Source organism: Anabaena sp. 4-3 (genome assembly GCF_001597745.1).
Classification (GTDB): Bacteria; Cyanobacteriota; Cyanobacteriia; order Cyanobacteriales; family Nostocaceae; genus Trichormus.
In genome coordinates, this window is sequence record NZ_LUHJ01000061.1 from 255,746 (window position 1) to 271,549 (window position 15,804).

The 15,804-nt window shown below is 42.8% G+C and carries 16 protein-coding genes and 1 pseudogene; 13 read left to right on the forward strand and 4 right to left on the reverse strand.

Annotated elements, in window-relative coordinates:
• Positions 1-41: 41 nt before the first annotated feature.
• Positions 42-1,043: a serine/threonine protein kinase gene (locus tag A3775_RS16205; RefSeq protein WP_369817219.1), complete on the forward strand. Its 1,002-nt coding sequence runs from the start codon at positions 42-44 to the stop codon at positions 1,041-1,043.
• Here the strand turns inward: A3775_RS16205 and A3775_RS16210 are convergent.
• Complete coding sequence (locus A3775_RS16210) at positions 978-2,171, reverse strand: RNA-guided endonuclease TnpB family protein (protein ID WP_066425860.1); 1,194 nt, start codon at positions 2,169-2,171, stop codon at positions 978-980. The two genes, A3775_RS16205 and A3775_RS16210, sit on opposite strands and share 66 nt — an antisense overlap.
• Before the next feature lie 114 nt (positions 2,172-2,285).
• Between A3775_RS16210 and A3775_RS16215 the strand changes: the two are divergent.
• The 4 genes and pseudogenes from A3775_RS16215 to tatA all read left to right on the forward strand — a co-directional run.
• Positions 2,286-2,786: pseudogene (locus A3775_RS16215) on the forward strand (serine/threonine protein kinase); the annotation flags it as partial.
• Positions 2,787-2,818: 32 nt separating this feature from the next.
• A complete protein-coding gene (locus tag A3775_RS16220) occupies positions 2,819-3,016 on the forward strand; it encodes a hypothetical protein (RefSeq protein ID WP_066375188.1) in 198 nt (65 codons plus the stop codon).
• Positions 3,013-3,279 (forward strand): type II toxin-antitoxin system RelE/ParE family toxin, encoded by a 267-nt coding sequence (locus A3775_RS16225; RefSeq protein WP_066375185.1) that lies wholly within the window; start codon positions 3,013-3,015, stop codon positions 3,277-3,279. The genes A3775_RS16220 and A3775_RS16225 overlap by 4 nt, the downstream gene beginning before the upstream one ends.
• A gap of 40 nt (positions 3,280-3,319) precedes the next feature.
• A complete protein-coding gene (gene tatA, locus A3775_RS16230) occupies positions 3,320-3,487 on the forward strand; it encodes a twin-arginine translocase TatA/TatE family subunit (protein ID WP_066375183.1) in 168 nt (55 codons plus the stop codon).
• A gap of 73 nt (positions 3,488-3,560) precedes the next feature.
• Here tatA and cphA read toward each other — a convergent pair whose 3' ends face one another.
• The gene (gene cphA / locus A3775_RS16235; protein WP_066425864.1) at positions 3,561-6,266 is read right to left on the reverse strand and encodes a cyanophycin synthetase; all 2,706 of its coding nucleotides are present in this window, start codon (positions 6,264-6,266) and stop codon (positions 3,561-3,563) included.
• A gap of 171 nt (positions 6,267-6,437) precedes the next feature.
• Entirely contained in the window at positions 6,438-7,301 is an 864-nt protein-coding gene (locus A3775_RS16240) for a cyanophycinase (RefSeq protein ID WP_066375179.1), read from the reverse strand.
• A gap of 512 nt (positions 7,302-7,813) precedes the next feature.
• On the opposite strand from A3775_RS16240, the gene trmD reads away from it, so the two are divergent.
• The 8 genes from trmD (at position 7,814) to argH (ending at position 15,033) form a co-directional block, all read left to right on the forward strand.
• Positions 7,814-8,536 carry a tRNA (guanosine(37)-N1)-methyltransferase TrmD gene (gene trmD, locus A3775_RS16245; protein WP_066425866.1) on the forward strand — a complete coding sequence of 241 codons (723 nt, stop codon included), beginning with the start codon at positions 7,814-7,816 and terminating at the stop codon, positions 8,534-8,536.
• Positions 8,537-8,635: 99 nt separating this feature from the next.
• A complete protein-coding gene (gene ispF / locus A3775_RS16250; RefSeq protein WP_197480183.1) occupies positions 8,636-9,121 on the forward strand; it encodes a 2-C-methyl-D-erythritol 2,4-cyclodiphosphate synthase in 486 nt (161 codons plus the stop codon).
• Between the two features lie 30 nt (positions 9,122-9,151).
• Positions 9,152-9,667 carry a type I restriction enzyme HsdR N-terminal domain-containing protein gene (locus tag A3775_RS16255; RefSeq protein WP_066375172.1) on the forward strand — a complete coding sequence of 172 codons (516 nt, stop codon included), beginning with the start codon at positions 9,152-9,154 and terminating at the stop codon, positions 9,665-9,667.
• Entirely contained in the window at positions 9,648-10,274 is a 627-nt protein-coding gene (locus A3775_RS16260) for a PIN domain-containing protein (RefSeq protein WP_066425868.1), read from the forward strand. Before A3775_RS16255 ends, A3775_RS16260 begins: the two co-directional genes overlap by 20 nt.
• Positions 10,275-10,291: 17 nt before the next feature.
• Entirely contained in the window at positions 10,292-12,079 is a 1,788-nt protein-coding gene (locus tag A3775_RS16265; RefSeq protein ID WP_066425871.1) for an ABC transporter substrate-binding protein, read from the forward strand.
• A 130-nt stretch (positions 12,080-12,209) separates the two neighbouring features.
• Complete coding sequence (larB, locus tag A3775_RS16270; protein WP_066375165.1) at positions 12,210-12,998, forward strand: nickel pincer cofactor biosynthesis protein LarB; 789 nt, start codon at positions 12,210-12,212, stop codon at positions 12,996-12,998.
• Between the two features lie 135 nt (positions 12,999-13,133).
• Positions 13,134-13,340, forward strand: a complete 207-nt coding sequence (locus tag A3775_RS16275) for a hypothetical protein (protein ID WP_066375159.1) — start codon at positions 13,134-13,136, stop codon at positions 13,338-13,340.
• A gap of 307 nt (positions 13,341-13,647) precedes the next feature.
• Positions 13,648-15,033, forward strand: coding sequence for an argininosuccinate lyase (gene argH, locus A3775_RS16280; protein ID WP_066425872.1), 1,386 nt, complete (start codon positions 13,648-13,650; stop codon positions 15,031-15,033).
• 140 nt (positions 15,034-15,173) lie between these two features.
• Here argH and A3775_RS24715 read toward each other — a convergent pair whose 3' ends face one another.
• Complete coding sequence (locus A3775_RS24715; RefSeq protein ID WP_197480177.1) at positions 15,174-15,338, reverse strand: hypothetical protein; 165 nt, start codon at positions 15,336-15,338, stop codon at positions 15,174-15,176.
• Positions 15,339-15,804 lie beyond the last annotated feature (466 nt).

Sequence of the window (15,804 nt, forward strand, 5' to 3'; positions counted from 1 at the left end):
CACACTTTATAAGTTTTTGCAGCGTAGCGTTATCAGCCATCATGATGATTGGAGAAACATTAAATGCTCGCTACGAGATTAAACAACAGTTAGGCAAAAAAGCCGGACGGCGGACGCTACTAGCTAGGGATGTAGTCACTGGTGAATTAGTAGTTGTCAAGTTGCTTTCTTTTAGCAGTGATTTTGAATGGGATGATCTCAAGTTGTTTGAGCGTGAGGCAGAAACTCTTAAATCTTTGTCTCATCCTTTAATCCCACGATATTTAGATTATTTTGAGGTAAACTCACCCAAAATTAAAGGATTTGCCCTAGTACAGAGTTATATCTCAGCTTCAACTTTAGAGCAATATATACAAAGTGGTAGAACTTTTACCGCAGCTGAGGTTAAACAAGTAGCCAAAGCCGTTTTAGAAATTTTGATATATTTACACGGGTTACATCCGCCTGTAATTCACCGTGATCTTAAACCTAGCAATATTTTATTGGGCGATCGTTCTGGTAATGATGTCGGTCAAGTTTATTTAGTTGATTTCGGTTCGGTACAGACGGCTTTGGCGACAGAAGGCGGAACAAGAACTGTAGTAGGAACTTACGGTTATATGCCGCCTGAGCAATTTGGAGGGCGTACAGTACCAGCTTCTGACCTTTATAGTTTAGGCGCAACGCTAATTTACTTGCTTACAGGTACTCACCCGGCTGATTTACCCCAAAAGGATTTTTGTATTCAGTTTGAGTCAGTAGGTAATCTCAGTCCAGGCTTGACACGTTGGTTAAAGTTGATGACTCAACCGAGTTTAGAAAGGCGATTTAGTTCGGCGAGTATTGCTCTGCAAGCTTTAGACGAGTCGCCAGCAGCAATAGATATTAGTAGTTTAGCTGTTACCCAACCTGTTGGGAGTAAGATTCAACTCACCAAAGATTGGGATTACTTAGAAGTTTTCATCCCGCCAGTTGGGTTTCATCCGATTCAAAAAAGCTCACAAATGCTCACAAGTGCCAGCTTTTTCTTCCTGCTTCTTCCTAGAAGTGTCGGCACTATCTAGTCCACAGGCTAACACGACTAATCTAGTCGCTTGTTGACAGAGATTGATGGCAGCATTGACATCTCTGTCACCCTCCCAGCCACAGTGTTCACATTGAAACACTCTTTGCGACAATGACAGAGATGATTTTTGCTCTCCACAACTAGAGCAAGTTTTACTACTGGGATAAAATCTATCCACAATTACCAACTTACTACCGTATAGTTGTGTTTTATATTCTAGCTGCCTACGAAACTCATAAAATCCCATATCAGCAATAGCTTTAGCTAACTTCCCATTCGCCAACATACCAGAGACATTCAAATCCTCTATCCCTATCAGAGCGTGGTTTTTGCTGATATAGGTGGTGATTTTATGTAATGTATCTTTCCTGATGTTGGCTATTTTTTGGTGTAGCCTAGCGATTTTGATTTTATATTTTCTATAATTACTTGAACTCTGTTGTTTATGACGGTTCAAGTATTGCATTCTGGCTAGTTTCGATTCATACTTTTGATAACTCTTTACGCCATCGAATATTTCTCCTGTGGATAATGTCGCTAAATGATTGATACCTAAATCAACGCCTACAAACTCTTGTGTTTTAGGTGTTGTGGAAGTTTCTACTTCTATTTTCCAAGAGATAAACCACTGATGAGCTTGTTTACTGATGGTGACTGATTTGGGTTGATATCCTGTGGGTAAATCTTCGTAAGTTTTTAGCCATCCAATCACAGGTAATCTGACTTTACGGGTGTCAATCTTAATTGCACCATCTAGGGTAAAACTATCGTGTCTGCCTTTTTTCTTGAATTTAGGAAAGCCTTTGGTTTTGTGGAAAAAACATTTAAAAGCATCTGATAGGTGTCTCAATGCGTATTGGGGGGCGCATTTCGATACTTGATAGTACCAAGGATGAGTAGATTTAATTGATGCTACTAACCATTTATGTAAATCTATGGCTGTGGGGAATTTGATTTGGTCTTGGTAGGGGCGAACGGCCGTTCGCCCGTACTTGTTATGTTGGAGTAGTTGCTGACACAATGCTAAACCTTGATTCCAAGCATGTCTGGCTACTCCGGCGTGTTGTGCTAGTAGTAGTCGTTGTTTTCGCTTGAGTTTTAGTTGTGTCTTAAATCCTAGTAGCATGATGCTATTCTACAGCCAAATCCCGACATCATCACCACATACATCAGTTGTGTCACCTAGATTAAATGTGAGTATTTGTCAGCAATAGTTAGCAAATAATTAACTAGCTACTAACCCTCAATGGTGTTTACAGGTTTATTTGCGATCGCCTGGAATTCTTTTATTTTATTTTGGACTCTTGGCGCACTATCAGCCCCTTTTCCGGTCAATCTGCCCTTTGCCTTATTTTCTCTGCCGTTTTGGGGTGCTGGTGCTTTTATGGTCTACACTTTGTTACTGGGTTTATTTGGACGTATTCGCCTACGTTTAGATAGTCAAAAAATCAGTTTTACTCAAGAGTTATTTGGTTTTAAATGGCATCGTCCCCGACCATCTACTAAAGAAAGTATTAGAAAGCTAGTTTACACGAAAAAACATTGGACGAAAGATTCTGATGGCGATGGGCTACGCCCCGCCGTAGGCGATCGCACTCAAGTACCAGCACAATTAGATATTTGGGCTGGTGTCCAAAAGTATCAGCTTGGGACTAATAGCGCGATTCAATCCGAAGCAGAATTAGAATGGTTAGCCCATGAAATCAGTGATTGGTTGGGTATCCCTATTCACCGAGAATAAATAAACTGGTTCATATTTATCAAGGTCTAAAAATGACAACTACAACCAAAAGACAATCCTTACTGGCACTAATTCAGGCACATTTAAACCTTGCACCCGAAAGCACTCTAGAAAAAGTTTTAGAACTACTAGAGGATGAAGAAGATATTAGAGATGCTCGTGCAGAAATAGCAGATGCAAAAATTAACGGTACGGTATCTTGGGATGACTACAAAAAAGGACTGATGTGAGTTATCAAATTGAATTTACCAAGGGTGCTACTAAACAATTAAAGAAACTACCCAGTGATATTAAAGAACGCATCGACTCGAAAATTGAAGAATTAGCAATAGAACCCCGGCCAAGTGGCGTGAAAAAATTGTCAGATGAAGATTCTTTATATCGCATTCGAGTAGGTAATTATAGAGTCATTTATCAAATATTTGATACTATTTTGTTAATAAGTGTAATTAAAGTCAAACACTGTAGAGAAGTTTATAGAGATGAGTCTTGATACAGAATGGTAAATTAAAGATAGTATAGAGGAACTGTATATGTTTGGACTGGGATGGCCGGAAGTAGCGATCATCGCCATTGTGGCTATTGTAATTTTTGGCCCTAAAAAAATTCCTGAACTGGGAAACGCACTAGGTAAAACCCTAAGAGGCTTTAAAGAGGAACTCAACAATCCTAGTGAGGATACCAATTCAAGAGAAGAATAAAAGTAAAACTAAAAATTGTTAACTGAGGAATGGTAAATGCTAGAGATGTGATGACTCACATCTCTACTATCAACTACAGCAAAGTATTAATTACTGAATTAGATGCTATGCCATTTTGGTTATCTACAACGGTGGTGGTAGTATTTTGTGGCTGCATTTCTTCTTGAACTAAGCCGCGCAGTTTGATGAGTTTAATGGCACGGCTGACGCTTTCTGGAAGAATCACCACCAAACCATTATCGGGTGCTATATCTAAGCCTCGATTAATTGCTGTTGTTTCATCCAAAATTGATTCATAACGGGCATCTGGCTTGACTTGGGTGATGCCTTTGGTAATCAAGTCAGAAGCTGATCCCCGTGGTCTACCCCGTGTGTCGTCGTCTTCTTTAACGATGATATAGTCAAAAATCTCTGCTGCTAGTTTACCCAAGGTGATAAAATCTTCGTCACGGCGATCGCCTGGCCCACCAACTACGCCAATGCGTTGTCCTGTAGTCCAGTTGCGGACAAAAGCACCCACGGCTTCGTAACTGGCTGGGTTATGGGCATAGTCTACCAGGGCGTGGTATTTGCCTAAATTAAATAAATTCATCCGTCCTGGTGTTTGACTGACAGAAGCGCGGAAAGTCCTTAAACCAGCCCGAATTTGCTCAATGGTGACGTTCTGCACAAAGGCTGCTAAACTTGCCGCTAAGGCATTAGCAATCATGAATGGCGCACGCCCGCCCATTGTTAGGGGGATATTTTCCGCCCGTTCAATGCGATGTGTCCAATCGCCCTTGACAATCGACAGATAGCCATTTTCATAGACGGCGGCTACTCCTCCCTTCTGAACGTGCTGCTGCACTAATTCCGAACTGGGGTTCATGGAGAAGTAGGCAATGTTGGCCTTGGTTTTTTCTGCCATTGCGGCGACACGGCGATCGTCAGCATTGAGTACGGCATAACCATCAGGATATATAGCTTCTGCCACTACACTCTTGAGTTGGGCTAACTGGTCAATAGTATCTATATCACCTATACCTAAGTGATCGGCGGCGACATTTAACACTACACCGACATTGGCAGCTTCAAAACCCAAACCGGAGCGCAGAATCCCGCCACGGGCTGTTTCTAATACGGCTACTTCTACTGTGGGGTCTTGCAGGATAACTTGCGCGCTTTGGGGGCCTGTGTTGTCTCCTGATTCGACTAAGTAATCACCGATATATGTCCCGTCTGTAGTTGTATAACCTATTACCTTACCTGTTTGCTTATAGATATGAGCTATCAGGCGGGTAGTTGTGGTTTTGCCGTTAGTGCCTGTGATGCTGAGGATGGGAATACGGCCGGACTGTTCATTGGGAAATAACATATCCATAACTGCGCCGGCGACGTTGCGAGGAGTCCCTTGACTGGGGGCAACGTGCATTCTAAAACCGGGGGCAGCGTTAACTTCCACAATTACGCCGTCTAATTCCCGTAAAGGGCGACTGATATCTGTAGTGACGATATCTAAGCCAGCGATATCCAAACCGATAATTTTGACTACCCTTTGGGCTAACCAAACATTTTCCGGGTGAATTTCGTCTGTTCGGTCTACAGCGATGCCACCTGTACTTAAGTTAGCGGTTGCCCTCAAATAACAAATCGTGCCTTTGGGTGGCACGCTGTTGAGGGTGTAACCTTGCCGTTCTAGTAGTTGGTAGCTGGTGCGGTCGAGTTCAATTTTGGTGAGGACTTTATCATGACCTTCGCCACGGTTGGGGTCTTTGTTGGTTTCCTCAACCAGTTGGGCAATTGTGGATCTACCATCACCGACTACATGAGCAGGTACACGTTCGGCAACTGCCACGACCTTACCATCTACCACCAATACCCTGTGGTCGCGCCCAACGTAATACCGCTCAACAATGATGGAACGGGAAACTTGCCTTGCTGCTTCATAAGCGGCTTCAGCTTCTTCCCAATTTCTGATATCGATAGTGATGCCACGGCCATGATTACCATCTAGCGGCTTAATCACAATTGGATAACCGCCAACGTATTCAATGGCTTCTTCCAAATCATCTAAAAAATTAATGACTGTACCCCTAGGTACGGGGACACCAGCCGCCGCTAAGACACGTTTAGTGGCTTCCTTATCACAAGCGAGTTCTACGCCTAAGATACCTGTTTTTTCGGTCATAGTCGCTTGGATTCGCTTATGATGCACACCATAGCCTAGCTGAATCAAAAAGCGTGCGCTCAACTGTATCCAGGGGATACCACGTTTTTCGGCTTCTTTGACCAGGGCTTCAGTAGAAGGGCCTAAAGAAGCATCTCGCCAGAGGTCTTTGAGGTCTTGAATGTCTTGCTCTAGTTCTGCCTTGGGATAGCGTCCGCGATCTACAATGCTTTGGCACAACCTGACGGCGGCTCTGCCAGCATAGCGTCCGGCTTCTTCGTTCAGATATTCAAGCACTACCTGGTAAACTCCAGGTGTGGCAGTTTCACGGGTGCGACCGAAACCGACGTGCATTCCTGCCAATTCTTGGAGTTCTAGGGCTACGTGTTCCACGATATGACCCATCATGGTGCCTTCTCGCACTCTCATCAGAAAGCCACCACGACAGCCAGGCGAGCAATAGTGACTCTCCAGACTTGGCAGCGCCTCTACCAATCCTTCATAAAAACCGGGGATTTCATTTGAGGGTGTATCGGCAAGGTTCTCTAAGTCGAGGCGCATGACGATCAGTTTGTGGCGTCGAATGCTCCAGTAATTTGGGCCGCGTAAGGTCTGGATCTTGAGGATTCTCATGGGAATAGGTAGATGGAGATTCGGAACCAAAATTCTAGTTTCTTACTGGAATTGACCGCTAAACTGTTCATAGTAAACAGTTATTTCTTTCTTAAATAGTATTGCGCTGATTTTTTCACAGCAAACAATCACAGACGATCAATTCAGTCTCACCTCAGTTACTCTATTCCTTCAGCTAGAGATGCGGTGTACGGCAGGCAATACAGTCCTTTGGTACAGGTGAAAGCGATCGCCATAGCTGAGGATATGCAGACGTATGTTATGCACGGTCAACGGTTCATTTGCGCCAACGTGGGGTTCGTTGGTGTGGGTGAGTTCGGTGGGATCGACAATGGTGACACTGCCTTTCCCCATAACTTGCAGCCAACCATCTCGTTCAAATACAGCACAAGTGTCTTCATCAATGCCAATACCTAGGCGGTCGGGGTGAGATGCGATCGCGCTAATCAAGCGACCCATCCGATTACGGTTGTGGAAGTGTTGGTCAACAATCACTTCAGGAATTAATCCCAAACCTGTTGCCATATCCACCAAAGAACGGTTTGGTGTTTCACCACTACCACCGCCAGCAATCATGTGATGCCCCATAACTGCTGCCCCTGCACTTGTACCAGCCAGAGTCAGATTTCCCGCCCTCGCGCGCCGCCGGATAATTTCCATTGCTGATGTATCTGCCAATACACCGCATAAGCGTAGTTGATCTCCTCCTGTCAAAAACACGCCACTACATTCTTCTAGGGCTGTTTTCACATAGGAAGATTCACACTGTTCCCGGTCACGGATGTCTAAAATTTCGACTTTTTCAGCACCCATTTCTTCAAAAATGCGGATATACCGACCACCGATAATCGCGGGTTCGCGGGAGGCGGATGGAATTATTGTAATATAAGCCTTACTTGCACCAGAACGCCCAAAAAAAGTTCTGAGGATTTCGCGTCCATGAACTTTATCTTCTGCGCCTCCGATTACCATAACGGCGGTTTTAGTTGCTTGGGGTGTCCTCATTTCCAGCGATTTAGCTTTTAATTCCGGCATTGTGTTTCTCCTGTCAACAACTTCAGGTGAATTGAACAAGGGTTAGTAGCCTAATGATTTCTGCACTTTGCTTTTGGGTGAGGACAATGCGATAGACCCACAAGAAGTCTGATTTATTCTGGTGTTCTTTGTCCTCAAAGCCAGCGCCTTGTTTTTCACCTGTCCACTTTTTCCAAACTGGCCGATTTGTGCTTGAGGGTTAACCCCTCTGACGGTGGGGATGAGGTTTCCCCTCTGGTTTTGGAGTGAGCAGGTCTTTACACACATTATTCTGAGGCTGGCCTGATGCATCCTGGAAGTTGTTAACCCAGATTATTTATTTAAATCCAGTTGTGACAATATTTAAACATAAATTAAGTGATTAGAAAAACTTTCCAGTCTAACAAAAATCAATAGTTCCCATCCTTTTCGATACTATTGATAAAGCTTATATGTAGTTTTAACCTACAATTTGCTGCTTGTGTTTGATAGACATTCAAATTTAAGATTAGTGTTCTCGAATACGAAATACTGTGCGCTTTGATATAGTTACACTTTTTCCTGACTGTTTTACCTCAGTTCTCAACTCTGGGCTACTGGGTAAAGCCCTTGCCAAGCAAATTGCTCAAGTCAATCTGGTGAATCCCAGAGACTTCACTACAGATAAACACCGTAAGGTAGATGACGAACCCTATGGTGGTGGTGTAGGGATGCTGATGAAACCAGAACCGATTTTTCAGGCTGTGGAGTCGCTGCCGATGTTACCCCGTCGAGAAGTCATTTTAATGAGTCCTCAAGGTCAAACCATCAATCAACCCCTGCTGCGAGAATTAGCCACGAATTATGACCAAATCGTGGTGATCTGTGGGCATTATGAAGGGGTAGATGAACGGGTATTAAATCTAGTCACCCGTGAGGTGTCTTTGGGGGATTTTATTCTCACCGGGGGAGAAATTCCGGCAATGGCGTTGATTAACGGTGTAGTGCGACTGATACCGGGAACTGTAGCCAAAACCGAGTCCCTGACGGCAGAAAGTTTTGAAGATGGTTTATTGGATTATCCCCAATACACTCGTCCGGCGAATTTTCGCGGCTGGAAAGTGCCTGATGTCTTACTATCAGGGAATCATGCCGCAATTGCCAAATGGCGTTACGAACAACAAATTAAAAGAACGAGCGATCGCCGTCCCGATTTACTGGAAAAATGGCTACAGGAGAAGCAGAGGAGCAGGGAAGCAGGTGAGCAGGGGGGATGAGGGAGATGAGGGAGATGAGGAAGATGAGGGAGATGAGGGAGATGAGAGAGATTAACTAATGACTAATGACTAATGACTAATAACTAATGACTAATGACTATGAACATCAGAATTGGTAACGGCTACGATATTCATCGACTGGTAAGCGATCGCGCTTTAATTTTAGGGGGTGTACAAATCCCCCATGAACTCGGTTTATTAGGACACAGTGATGCGGATGTCCTCACCCACGCCATTATGGACGCTATGCTAGGAGCGTTATCCTTGGGGGATATAGGTCATTATTTTCCGCCCACTGATCCCCAATGGGCAGGAGCAGATAGTTTAGTTTTATTAAGTCAAGTGCATCAGCTGATTCGCGCTCAAGGTTGGCAAATCGGCAATATTGACTCCGTAGTAGTTGCAGAACGTCCTAAATTGAAGCCGCATATTAAAACCATGCGTGACAAAATCGCCAATGTTTTACAACTACAACCCAATCAAGTAGGTATTAAAGCCACCACCAATGAAAAATTAGGCCCCGTGGGACGCGAAGAAGGTATCTGTGCTTATGCTGTAGTTTTACTGGTGGGTATAGACAGCTAAACTGATTAACTTGTTAGGAGAACTAGGACAATGGAAGCTGCAAAATTTCCTACTAAAATTGCTGATATTGTTGTCTTGGACAAAGAGGAAAAACTTGTTCTGTTCGTTGAAGTTAAATCTCACACAATCACAAATATAACCCAACAAAAACAAGTAATTTCACAAATAAAGTTTTATTTGCAACATATACATCATACTAATCGCTTTGTATTGGCAGATAATCCTTTTATCATGTTGGCAACTACAGAAAATATTACTATTTTTATATGGGATGGTAATGACTTTTCAGACCCTATCGTTTCCCTCAATACTGAGAATATCCTGTGTAATTACGACGAAGAATTTAGCGAATTGAGAAATAATAATCGTATCTCAGGATTTTACCTAGAAACACTGGTAGAAGCTTGGTTACGAGACTTAGCTTATCATTGGAAATCTGAACAACCGCCAGAATTCGCCAGATTACAAGAAATCGGCTTTTCGCAAAAAATAGAAGGGGGAATTACTTATTCTCAGGTAAATCTTAATGGTGATACTTTACGTTGAAACAAACTTTTTGATGTCTATTGCTCAGGGACAAGATTTAGCAGCTAATCAATTGCTCAACAGTCTTCCTGAGTCATTGCGTATAATCATACCAAGTATTTGCTTTATAGAAGCTCTTGCTACTTTTGAAAAAGAAAAGAAGGATCGTACAGAATTTGCGAGAGAACTAGATAAGCAGATTAACAAAGCAACTAGAGACATGGATTCTCACAATGCTAAACGCCTAGTTTTACAGTTAGAGCAAGCACGTATTTTAAACCAACGCCTTCTCAATGAAATTAATTATCGTCTTTATGATGTTATCGATAAATTAATTGAAAATGCCGAAATAATCAACTTAAATAACCAATTACTGCGAGATATCACAGACATAACTCTCATATTTCCAGAACATTTGCAAATTAAGAATGACTTGATAGATAACTTAATATTACAGTGTATTTTGAATCATGCTAAGTCACATACTACAGACCATAAAGTATTCCTGAGTGAAAATAAGAATGATTTCGGCAAACCAGATGTACAAGAAGCTTTGAGTAGATCAGGAGTCAGATATTTTAGTCTAACCCAAGACTTTCTAAGTTGGTTACAATCTCAAAATAGTTGAGTTAAATATTTAAAATTATGTCATATTCTCGTAATATATTTTCTGTTATCCAACGGTTTTGGATACTTATCCTGATAGCTGCATTTACAGCGTTGACAGTTGCAGCCTGTAATCCTGAAAATTTCAAAAGTTCAGCAGCCCAAACACCGCGATTAGTCACCAGTATTCTCAGCGATCCGAAAACTTTTAACTATGCTCTGAGTTCAGAAGTTCCTAACGTGTTTGGTTTGACTTATGAAGGCTTAATCACCGAAAACTATGAAACGGGTGAAATCGAGCCAGCATTAGCAGAATCCTGGGAAGTTTCTGATGATAAATTGAAAATTGTTTTTACGCTGCGCGATAATTTGAAATGGTCTGACGGGCAGCCACTCACAGTAGATGATGTTATATTTACCTACAATGAGATTTACTTTAATGAAGCCATTCCCACCGATATTAGAGATGTAATGAGGATTGGTGAAAGTCGTAAATTACCAACTGTGAAAAAAATCGATAATCGTCGAGTTGAGTTTACTGTTCCAGAACCATTTGCGCCATTTTTGCGTAGTTCTACAGGTGCGCCGATTTTACCAGCCCATGCGTTGCGCGAATCAGTAAAAACGAAAGATGCGGAAGGTAATCCCAAATTTCTACAAAAGTGGGGGGTTGATACACCACCAGAGCAAATTATTGTCAATGGCCCTTATAAAATAGAGCGATATGACACCAGCCAACGTGTAGTTTTTCAGCGAAATCCCTACTACTGGCGTAAAGGGCCTCAAGGCCAACAACAACCTTATATTGAAAGAATAGTATGGCAAATTGTGGAATCAACAGATACATCCTTGCTGCAATTTCGTTCTGGTGGTTTAGATAGTGTAGGCGTAACACCAGATTATTTTTCTCTACTTAAGCGGCAAGAAAAGCAAGGAAATTTCACAATTTATAATGGTGGACCTGCTGCTGGCACGACTTTTGTGGTTTTCAATTTGAATAAAGGTAAAAGAGACGGCAAGCCACTGATTGATCCTGTAAAATCTCGTTGGTTTAATACTTTAGAATTTCGTCAAGCAGTGGCTTATGCAATTGACCGCCAAACCATGATCAATAATATTTATCGTGGTTTAGGTCAAACGCAAAATTCACCGATTTCTGTGCAGAGTCCTTATTATCTGTCACCAAAAGAAGGGTTAAAAGTCTACGATTACAATCCCGAAAAAGCCAAACAACTGTTACTAAAAGCTGGTTTTAAGTACAATCAGCAAGGACAATTATTAGATGCTCAAGGTAATCGGGTGCGCTTTACATTGCTGACAAATGCTGGTAACAAAATCCGCGAAGCAATGGGTTCACAGATTAAACAAGATTTGAGCAAAATCGGTATGCAAGTTGATTTCACTCCCTTAGCATGGAATACTTATACAGACAAGCTGGCTAATACTTTAGATTGGGAAGCTTCGATGTTGGGTTTGACTGGTGGCTTAGAACCAAATGATGGGGCTAATGTTTGGTCTCCTGAAGGTGGATTACACATGTTTAATCAAAAACCCCAAGCTGGACAAAAGCCGATTACAGGATGGGAAGTAGCACCTTGGGAAGCCGAAATTGGTCGATTATACATTCAAGCGGCGAAAGAGTTGGATGAAGCCAAGCGCAAAGAAATTTATGGGGAAACTCAACGCATCACTCAGGAGAATTTACCATTTATTTACTTGGTTAATCCCTATTCATTATCAGCAGTACGTAATCGCTTTGAGGGGATAAATTTCTCAGCTTTAGGTGGTGCTTTCTGGAATATACATGAAATCAAAATTGTAAAATAGGGGATTGGGGGATATAAATTCAAAATTCAAAATTCAAAATTCAAAATTGTTGATTGTTGACTGGGTAAAAGTTATTCTCCCCTGCTCCTTCGCTTCCTCATCTCCCTACTCCCTACTTCCTAAAATTGCTGTGACTCAACCTGAAATTTTGCGATCGCTCCTAGAGTCCGTCGCCAATGGTAAAGTAACCCCAGATATGGCCTTGGACTCACTCAAAGATTTAGCCTATGAATCTGTAGGTGAGTTTGCCAAAATTGATCATCACCGTCATTTGAGAACTGGGTTCCCGGAAGTAATTTGGGGGCTTGGTAAGACTCCTGAGCAAATTTGGAAAATTATGGAGGTGATGCGTCAGCGTAACCCGGTAGTTATGGCTACCCGTATTGAACCAGAAGTTTATACTGTACTGCAATCTAAGGTCAGGGGTTTACGCTATTACGAATTGGCGCGAATTTGTGCCATTGCTCCCCTTGATCTCAAACCACGGTTTGAAGGGGTGATTAGTATTCTCTCTGCTGGGACTGCTGACTTACCCGTTGCTGAAGAAGCAGCTGTCACGGCTGAACTGTCTGGTTTTCGGGTGCAGCGTCTTTGGGATGTAGGCGTTGCTGGTATTCACCGCTTGTTGAGTAACCGCCATCTGATTGAGTCCGCATCAGTATTAATTGTTGTCGCCGGTATGGAAGGGGCTTTACCTAGCGTTGTTGCCGGTTTGGCAGATTGTCCTGTGATTGCTGTGCCTACGAGTGTGGGTTATGGCGCGAGTTTCGGCGGATTAGCACCCTTATTGACAATGCTTAATTCCTGCGCTGCGGGTGTTGGAGTTGTTAATATTGATAACGGTTTTGGTGCAGCCGTGTTAGCAGGGCAAATTTTACGAACTGCCGAGAAATTACGGATGGCATCAGTTAAATATTAAGTTAGTAGATGAAGTGGTTGGGCATAGGGCATTGGGCATTGAGTACGGTGTAAATGATGATACCCTAACATCTAGCCTCTAACCTTGAACTTCTAACCCCTAACTGCTCACTTTTAACTTAATCAATTACTGAAAATGAACTACTTAAGTGATTTGATTTCTCAGGCTGTTTGGAATGTGCCGATAAATGTAACTGTACTAGGGCAAAACATTACAGACCCCAACGTGGTAGGTCAGATGCAAAAAGTTTGGAATCAATTTGTCCAGTCAGGTCAAATCTGGGCGTTGTTGATTGGTTTGGTGGTTGGCTATATATTTCGTAATCTAACTAAGTACGGTTGACATGGGTAGGGAGTAGGGAGTAGGGAGTAGGAAGTAGGGGAGATGAGGAGGATGAGGGAGATGAGGGAGATGAGGGAGATGTAGCTTGCTTCTCTTACGAGACGCTACCGCGAACGCGGTAGCGTATCCGTAGGATTCACCCGCAGGGTGGGAGATGAGGGAGATGAGGGGGATGAGGTAGACAAGGTAGACAAGGGAGAAATTCTTTAAGCGTCCCTTTTAGTCCCCAATCCCTTCCAATCCCTTCAAATCCCCAATCCCCAATCCCCAGTCCCCAGTCCCCAGTCCCCAATACCCAATATTTTCTATGACGGAAAAACAAACTTGGAGTCAGAGGTTTGAATCAGCGTTGCATCCAGCGATCGCTCGTTTTAACGCTAGTATAGGTTTTGACATAGAATTAATAGAATACGACCTCACAGGCTCACAAGCTCATGCCCAAATGTTGGCGCATACGGGGATTATTTCCCCACCAGAGGGAGAGCAACTAATTGCTGGTTTAGAGCAAATCCGCCAAGAATACCGTCAAGGCAAATTTAACCCCGGTATTGATGCGGAAGACGTACACTTTGCTGTAGAACGGCGGTTAACGGAACTTGTCGGTGATGTGGGCAAGAAACTCCACACGGCGCGATCGCGTAATGACCAAGTAGGCACTGATACCAGACTTTATCTACGCGACCAAATTCAACAAATTAAACAGCAATTACGGGAATTTCAAGCAGTTTTACTCGATATCGCCGAACAAAATGTAGAAACTCTGATTCCTGGTTACACCCACCTGCAACGCGCCCAACCCCTGAGTCTCGCTCATCACCTCTTGGCTTATTTCCAGATGGCGCAACGAGACTGGGAACGCTTAGGAGATGTTTATCGCCGGGTGAATATTTCGCCTTTGGGCTGTGGTGCTTTAGCGGGGACAACTTTCCCTATTGACCGCCACTACTCAGCTAAACTCTTGCATTTTGACGCGATTTATGCTAATAGCTTAGATGGAGTGAGCGATCGCGACTTTGCAGTAGAATTTTTGTGTGCTGCTAGCCTGATTATGGTTCACCTGAGTCGTCTGTCTGAGGAAATCATTCTCTGGGCATCGGAAGAGTTTCGTTTTATCACCCTCAAAGATAGCTGTGCCACAGGTTCCAGCATCATGCCCCAAAAGAAAAATCCCGATGTGCCAGAATTAGTACGGGGCAAAACCGGGCGAGTTTTTGGTCATCTCCAGGCTATGCTAGTGATTATGAAGGGATTACCCCTAGCCTATAACAAAGACTTACAAGAAGATAAAGAAGGTATATTTGATACCGTTAATACTGTCAAAGCTTGCCTAGAAGCAATGACAATTTTGCTGCGCGAAGGTTTAGAATTTCGGACGCAACACCTCACAGAAGCCGTAGCGGAAGATTTTTCTAACGCTACCGATGTGGCAGATTATCTAGCTGCCAAAGGTGTACCCTTCCGAGAAGCTTATAATCTGGTGGGTAAAGTCGTCAAAACCAGCATTGCTGCTGGTAAACTCTTAAAAGATTTAACCCTAGAGGAGTGGCAACAACTACATCCAGCATTCGCAGAGGATATTTATCAAGCAATATCCCCGCGTACAGTTGTCGCCGCCCGCAACAGTTACGGTGGTACTGGCTTTACCCAGGTGAAAACAGCACTGGTAGCAGCCCGCACTCAAATTGCTGAGTAGAGGAATTGGGGATCGAAAAGTCAACACAAAAGCATTATTTGGTTTTTAACTTTTTGATGCCCAATGCCAAAAAACTAAGGCGTACATTTGTACGCCTTGTCAACCAAAACACTTAAAGAACTAGAACTGGGGTAGGCTGCTTACTCAGTATCAACTGCTGCTGCGCCCTCATCTTCCTCTTCTTTAGGTGGTCTTTGCTGGAACCTTCTCTGCATTTTTCCTGTTGTAGTCCGTTTACGAAACTTTCGGGCATACGCCTGGTTCCGTAGCGCCTTTTCTTTTTTCGGGTTACGGCGCTTGGCCATGTTCACCTCATGAATAAACAACAAAAAAGAGTAACTAGGCTTTCTGTAGACAATATCAGCTACTGACGTTATTGATATAGCTTTAGCCTAGTTAGAAATTATATATGCTTTGAACAGCATACAATCATATCCTATTCCCATGTAAAATGTCAATAGGAATTCACAATCATCATTGTCTGGTAGGGTGCGTCAGACTGTTGAAATGCTGTCAATAAACGTATCTTTGATATCTGACGCACCCTACTAATATGCCAGTTGCGTAAGTTCTGTACAGTGCAGAATAAATCACAGTGTTTGAGACTGGTGTGATTAATCTCAATTTAAAATCATCAAATTTACTGAATTACTACACCCATATCAGGTGAGCATCTATTGATTTTCAGTAAAAATAATTAAATGAATATTTCTTGGTATGGTAGGGGCGGGTTCACAAATACCCTAGTTGAGCAATTCAAAATATTTATAA

Excerpts from the sequence above, each read along its gene's own strand:
- ispF (WP_197480183.1), top strand. The coding sequence starts at position 8,636 with ATGAACATCAGAATTGGTAACGGCTACGATATTCATCGACTGGTAAGC.
- A3775_RS16265 (WP_066425871.1), top strand. The coding sequence starts at position 10,292 with ATGTCATATTCTCGTAATATATTTTCTGTTATCCAACGGTTTTGGATA.
- A3775_RS16275 (WP_066375159.1), top strand. The coding sequence starts at position 13,134 with ATGAACTACTTAAGTGATTTGATTTCTCAGGCTGTTTGGAATGTGCCG.
- A3775_RS16220 (WP_066375188.1), top strand. The coding sequence starts at position 2,819 with ATGACAACTACAACCAAAAGACAATCCTTACTGGCACTAATTCAGGCA.
- A3775_RS16260 (WP_066425868.1), top strand. The coding sequence starts at position 9,648 with ATGGTGATACTTTACGTTGAAACAAACTTTTTGATGTCTATTGCTCAG.
- tatA (WP_066375183.1), top strand. The coding sequence starts at position 3,320 with ATGTTTGGACTGGGATGGCCGGAAGTAGCGATCATCGCCATTGTGGCT.
- argH (WP_066425872.1), top strand. The coding sequence starts at position 13,648 with ATGACGGAAAAACAAACTTGGAGTCAGAGGTTTGAATCAGCGTTGCAT.
- A3775_RS16240 (WP_066375179.1), bottom strand. The coding sequence starts at position 7,301 with ATGCCGGAATTAAAAGCTAAATCGCTGGAAATGAGGACACCCCAAGCA.
- A3775_RS16255 (WP_066375172.1), top strand. The coding sequence starts at position 9,152 with ATGGAAGCTGCAAAATTTCCTACTAAAATTGCTGATATTGTTGTCTTG.
- cphA (WP_066425864.1), bottom strand. The coding sequence starts at position 6,266 with ATGAGAATCCTCAAGATCCAGACCTTACGCGGCCCAAATTACTGGAGC.
- A3775_RS16210 (WP_066425860.1), bottom strand. The coding sequence starts at position 2,171 with ATGCTACTAGGATTTAAGACACAACTAAAACTCAAGCGAAAACAACGA.
- A3775_RS16205 (WP_369817219.1), top strand. The coding sequence starts at position 42 with ATGATGATTGGAGAAACATTAAATGCTCGCTACGAGATTAAACAACAG.
- A3775_RS24715 (WP_197480177.1), bottom strand. The coding sequence starts at position 15,338 with ATGGCCAAGCGCCGTAACCCGAAAAAAGAAAAGGCGCTACGGAACCAG.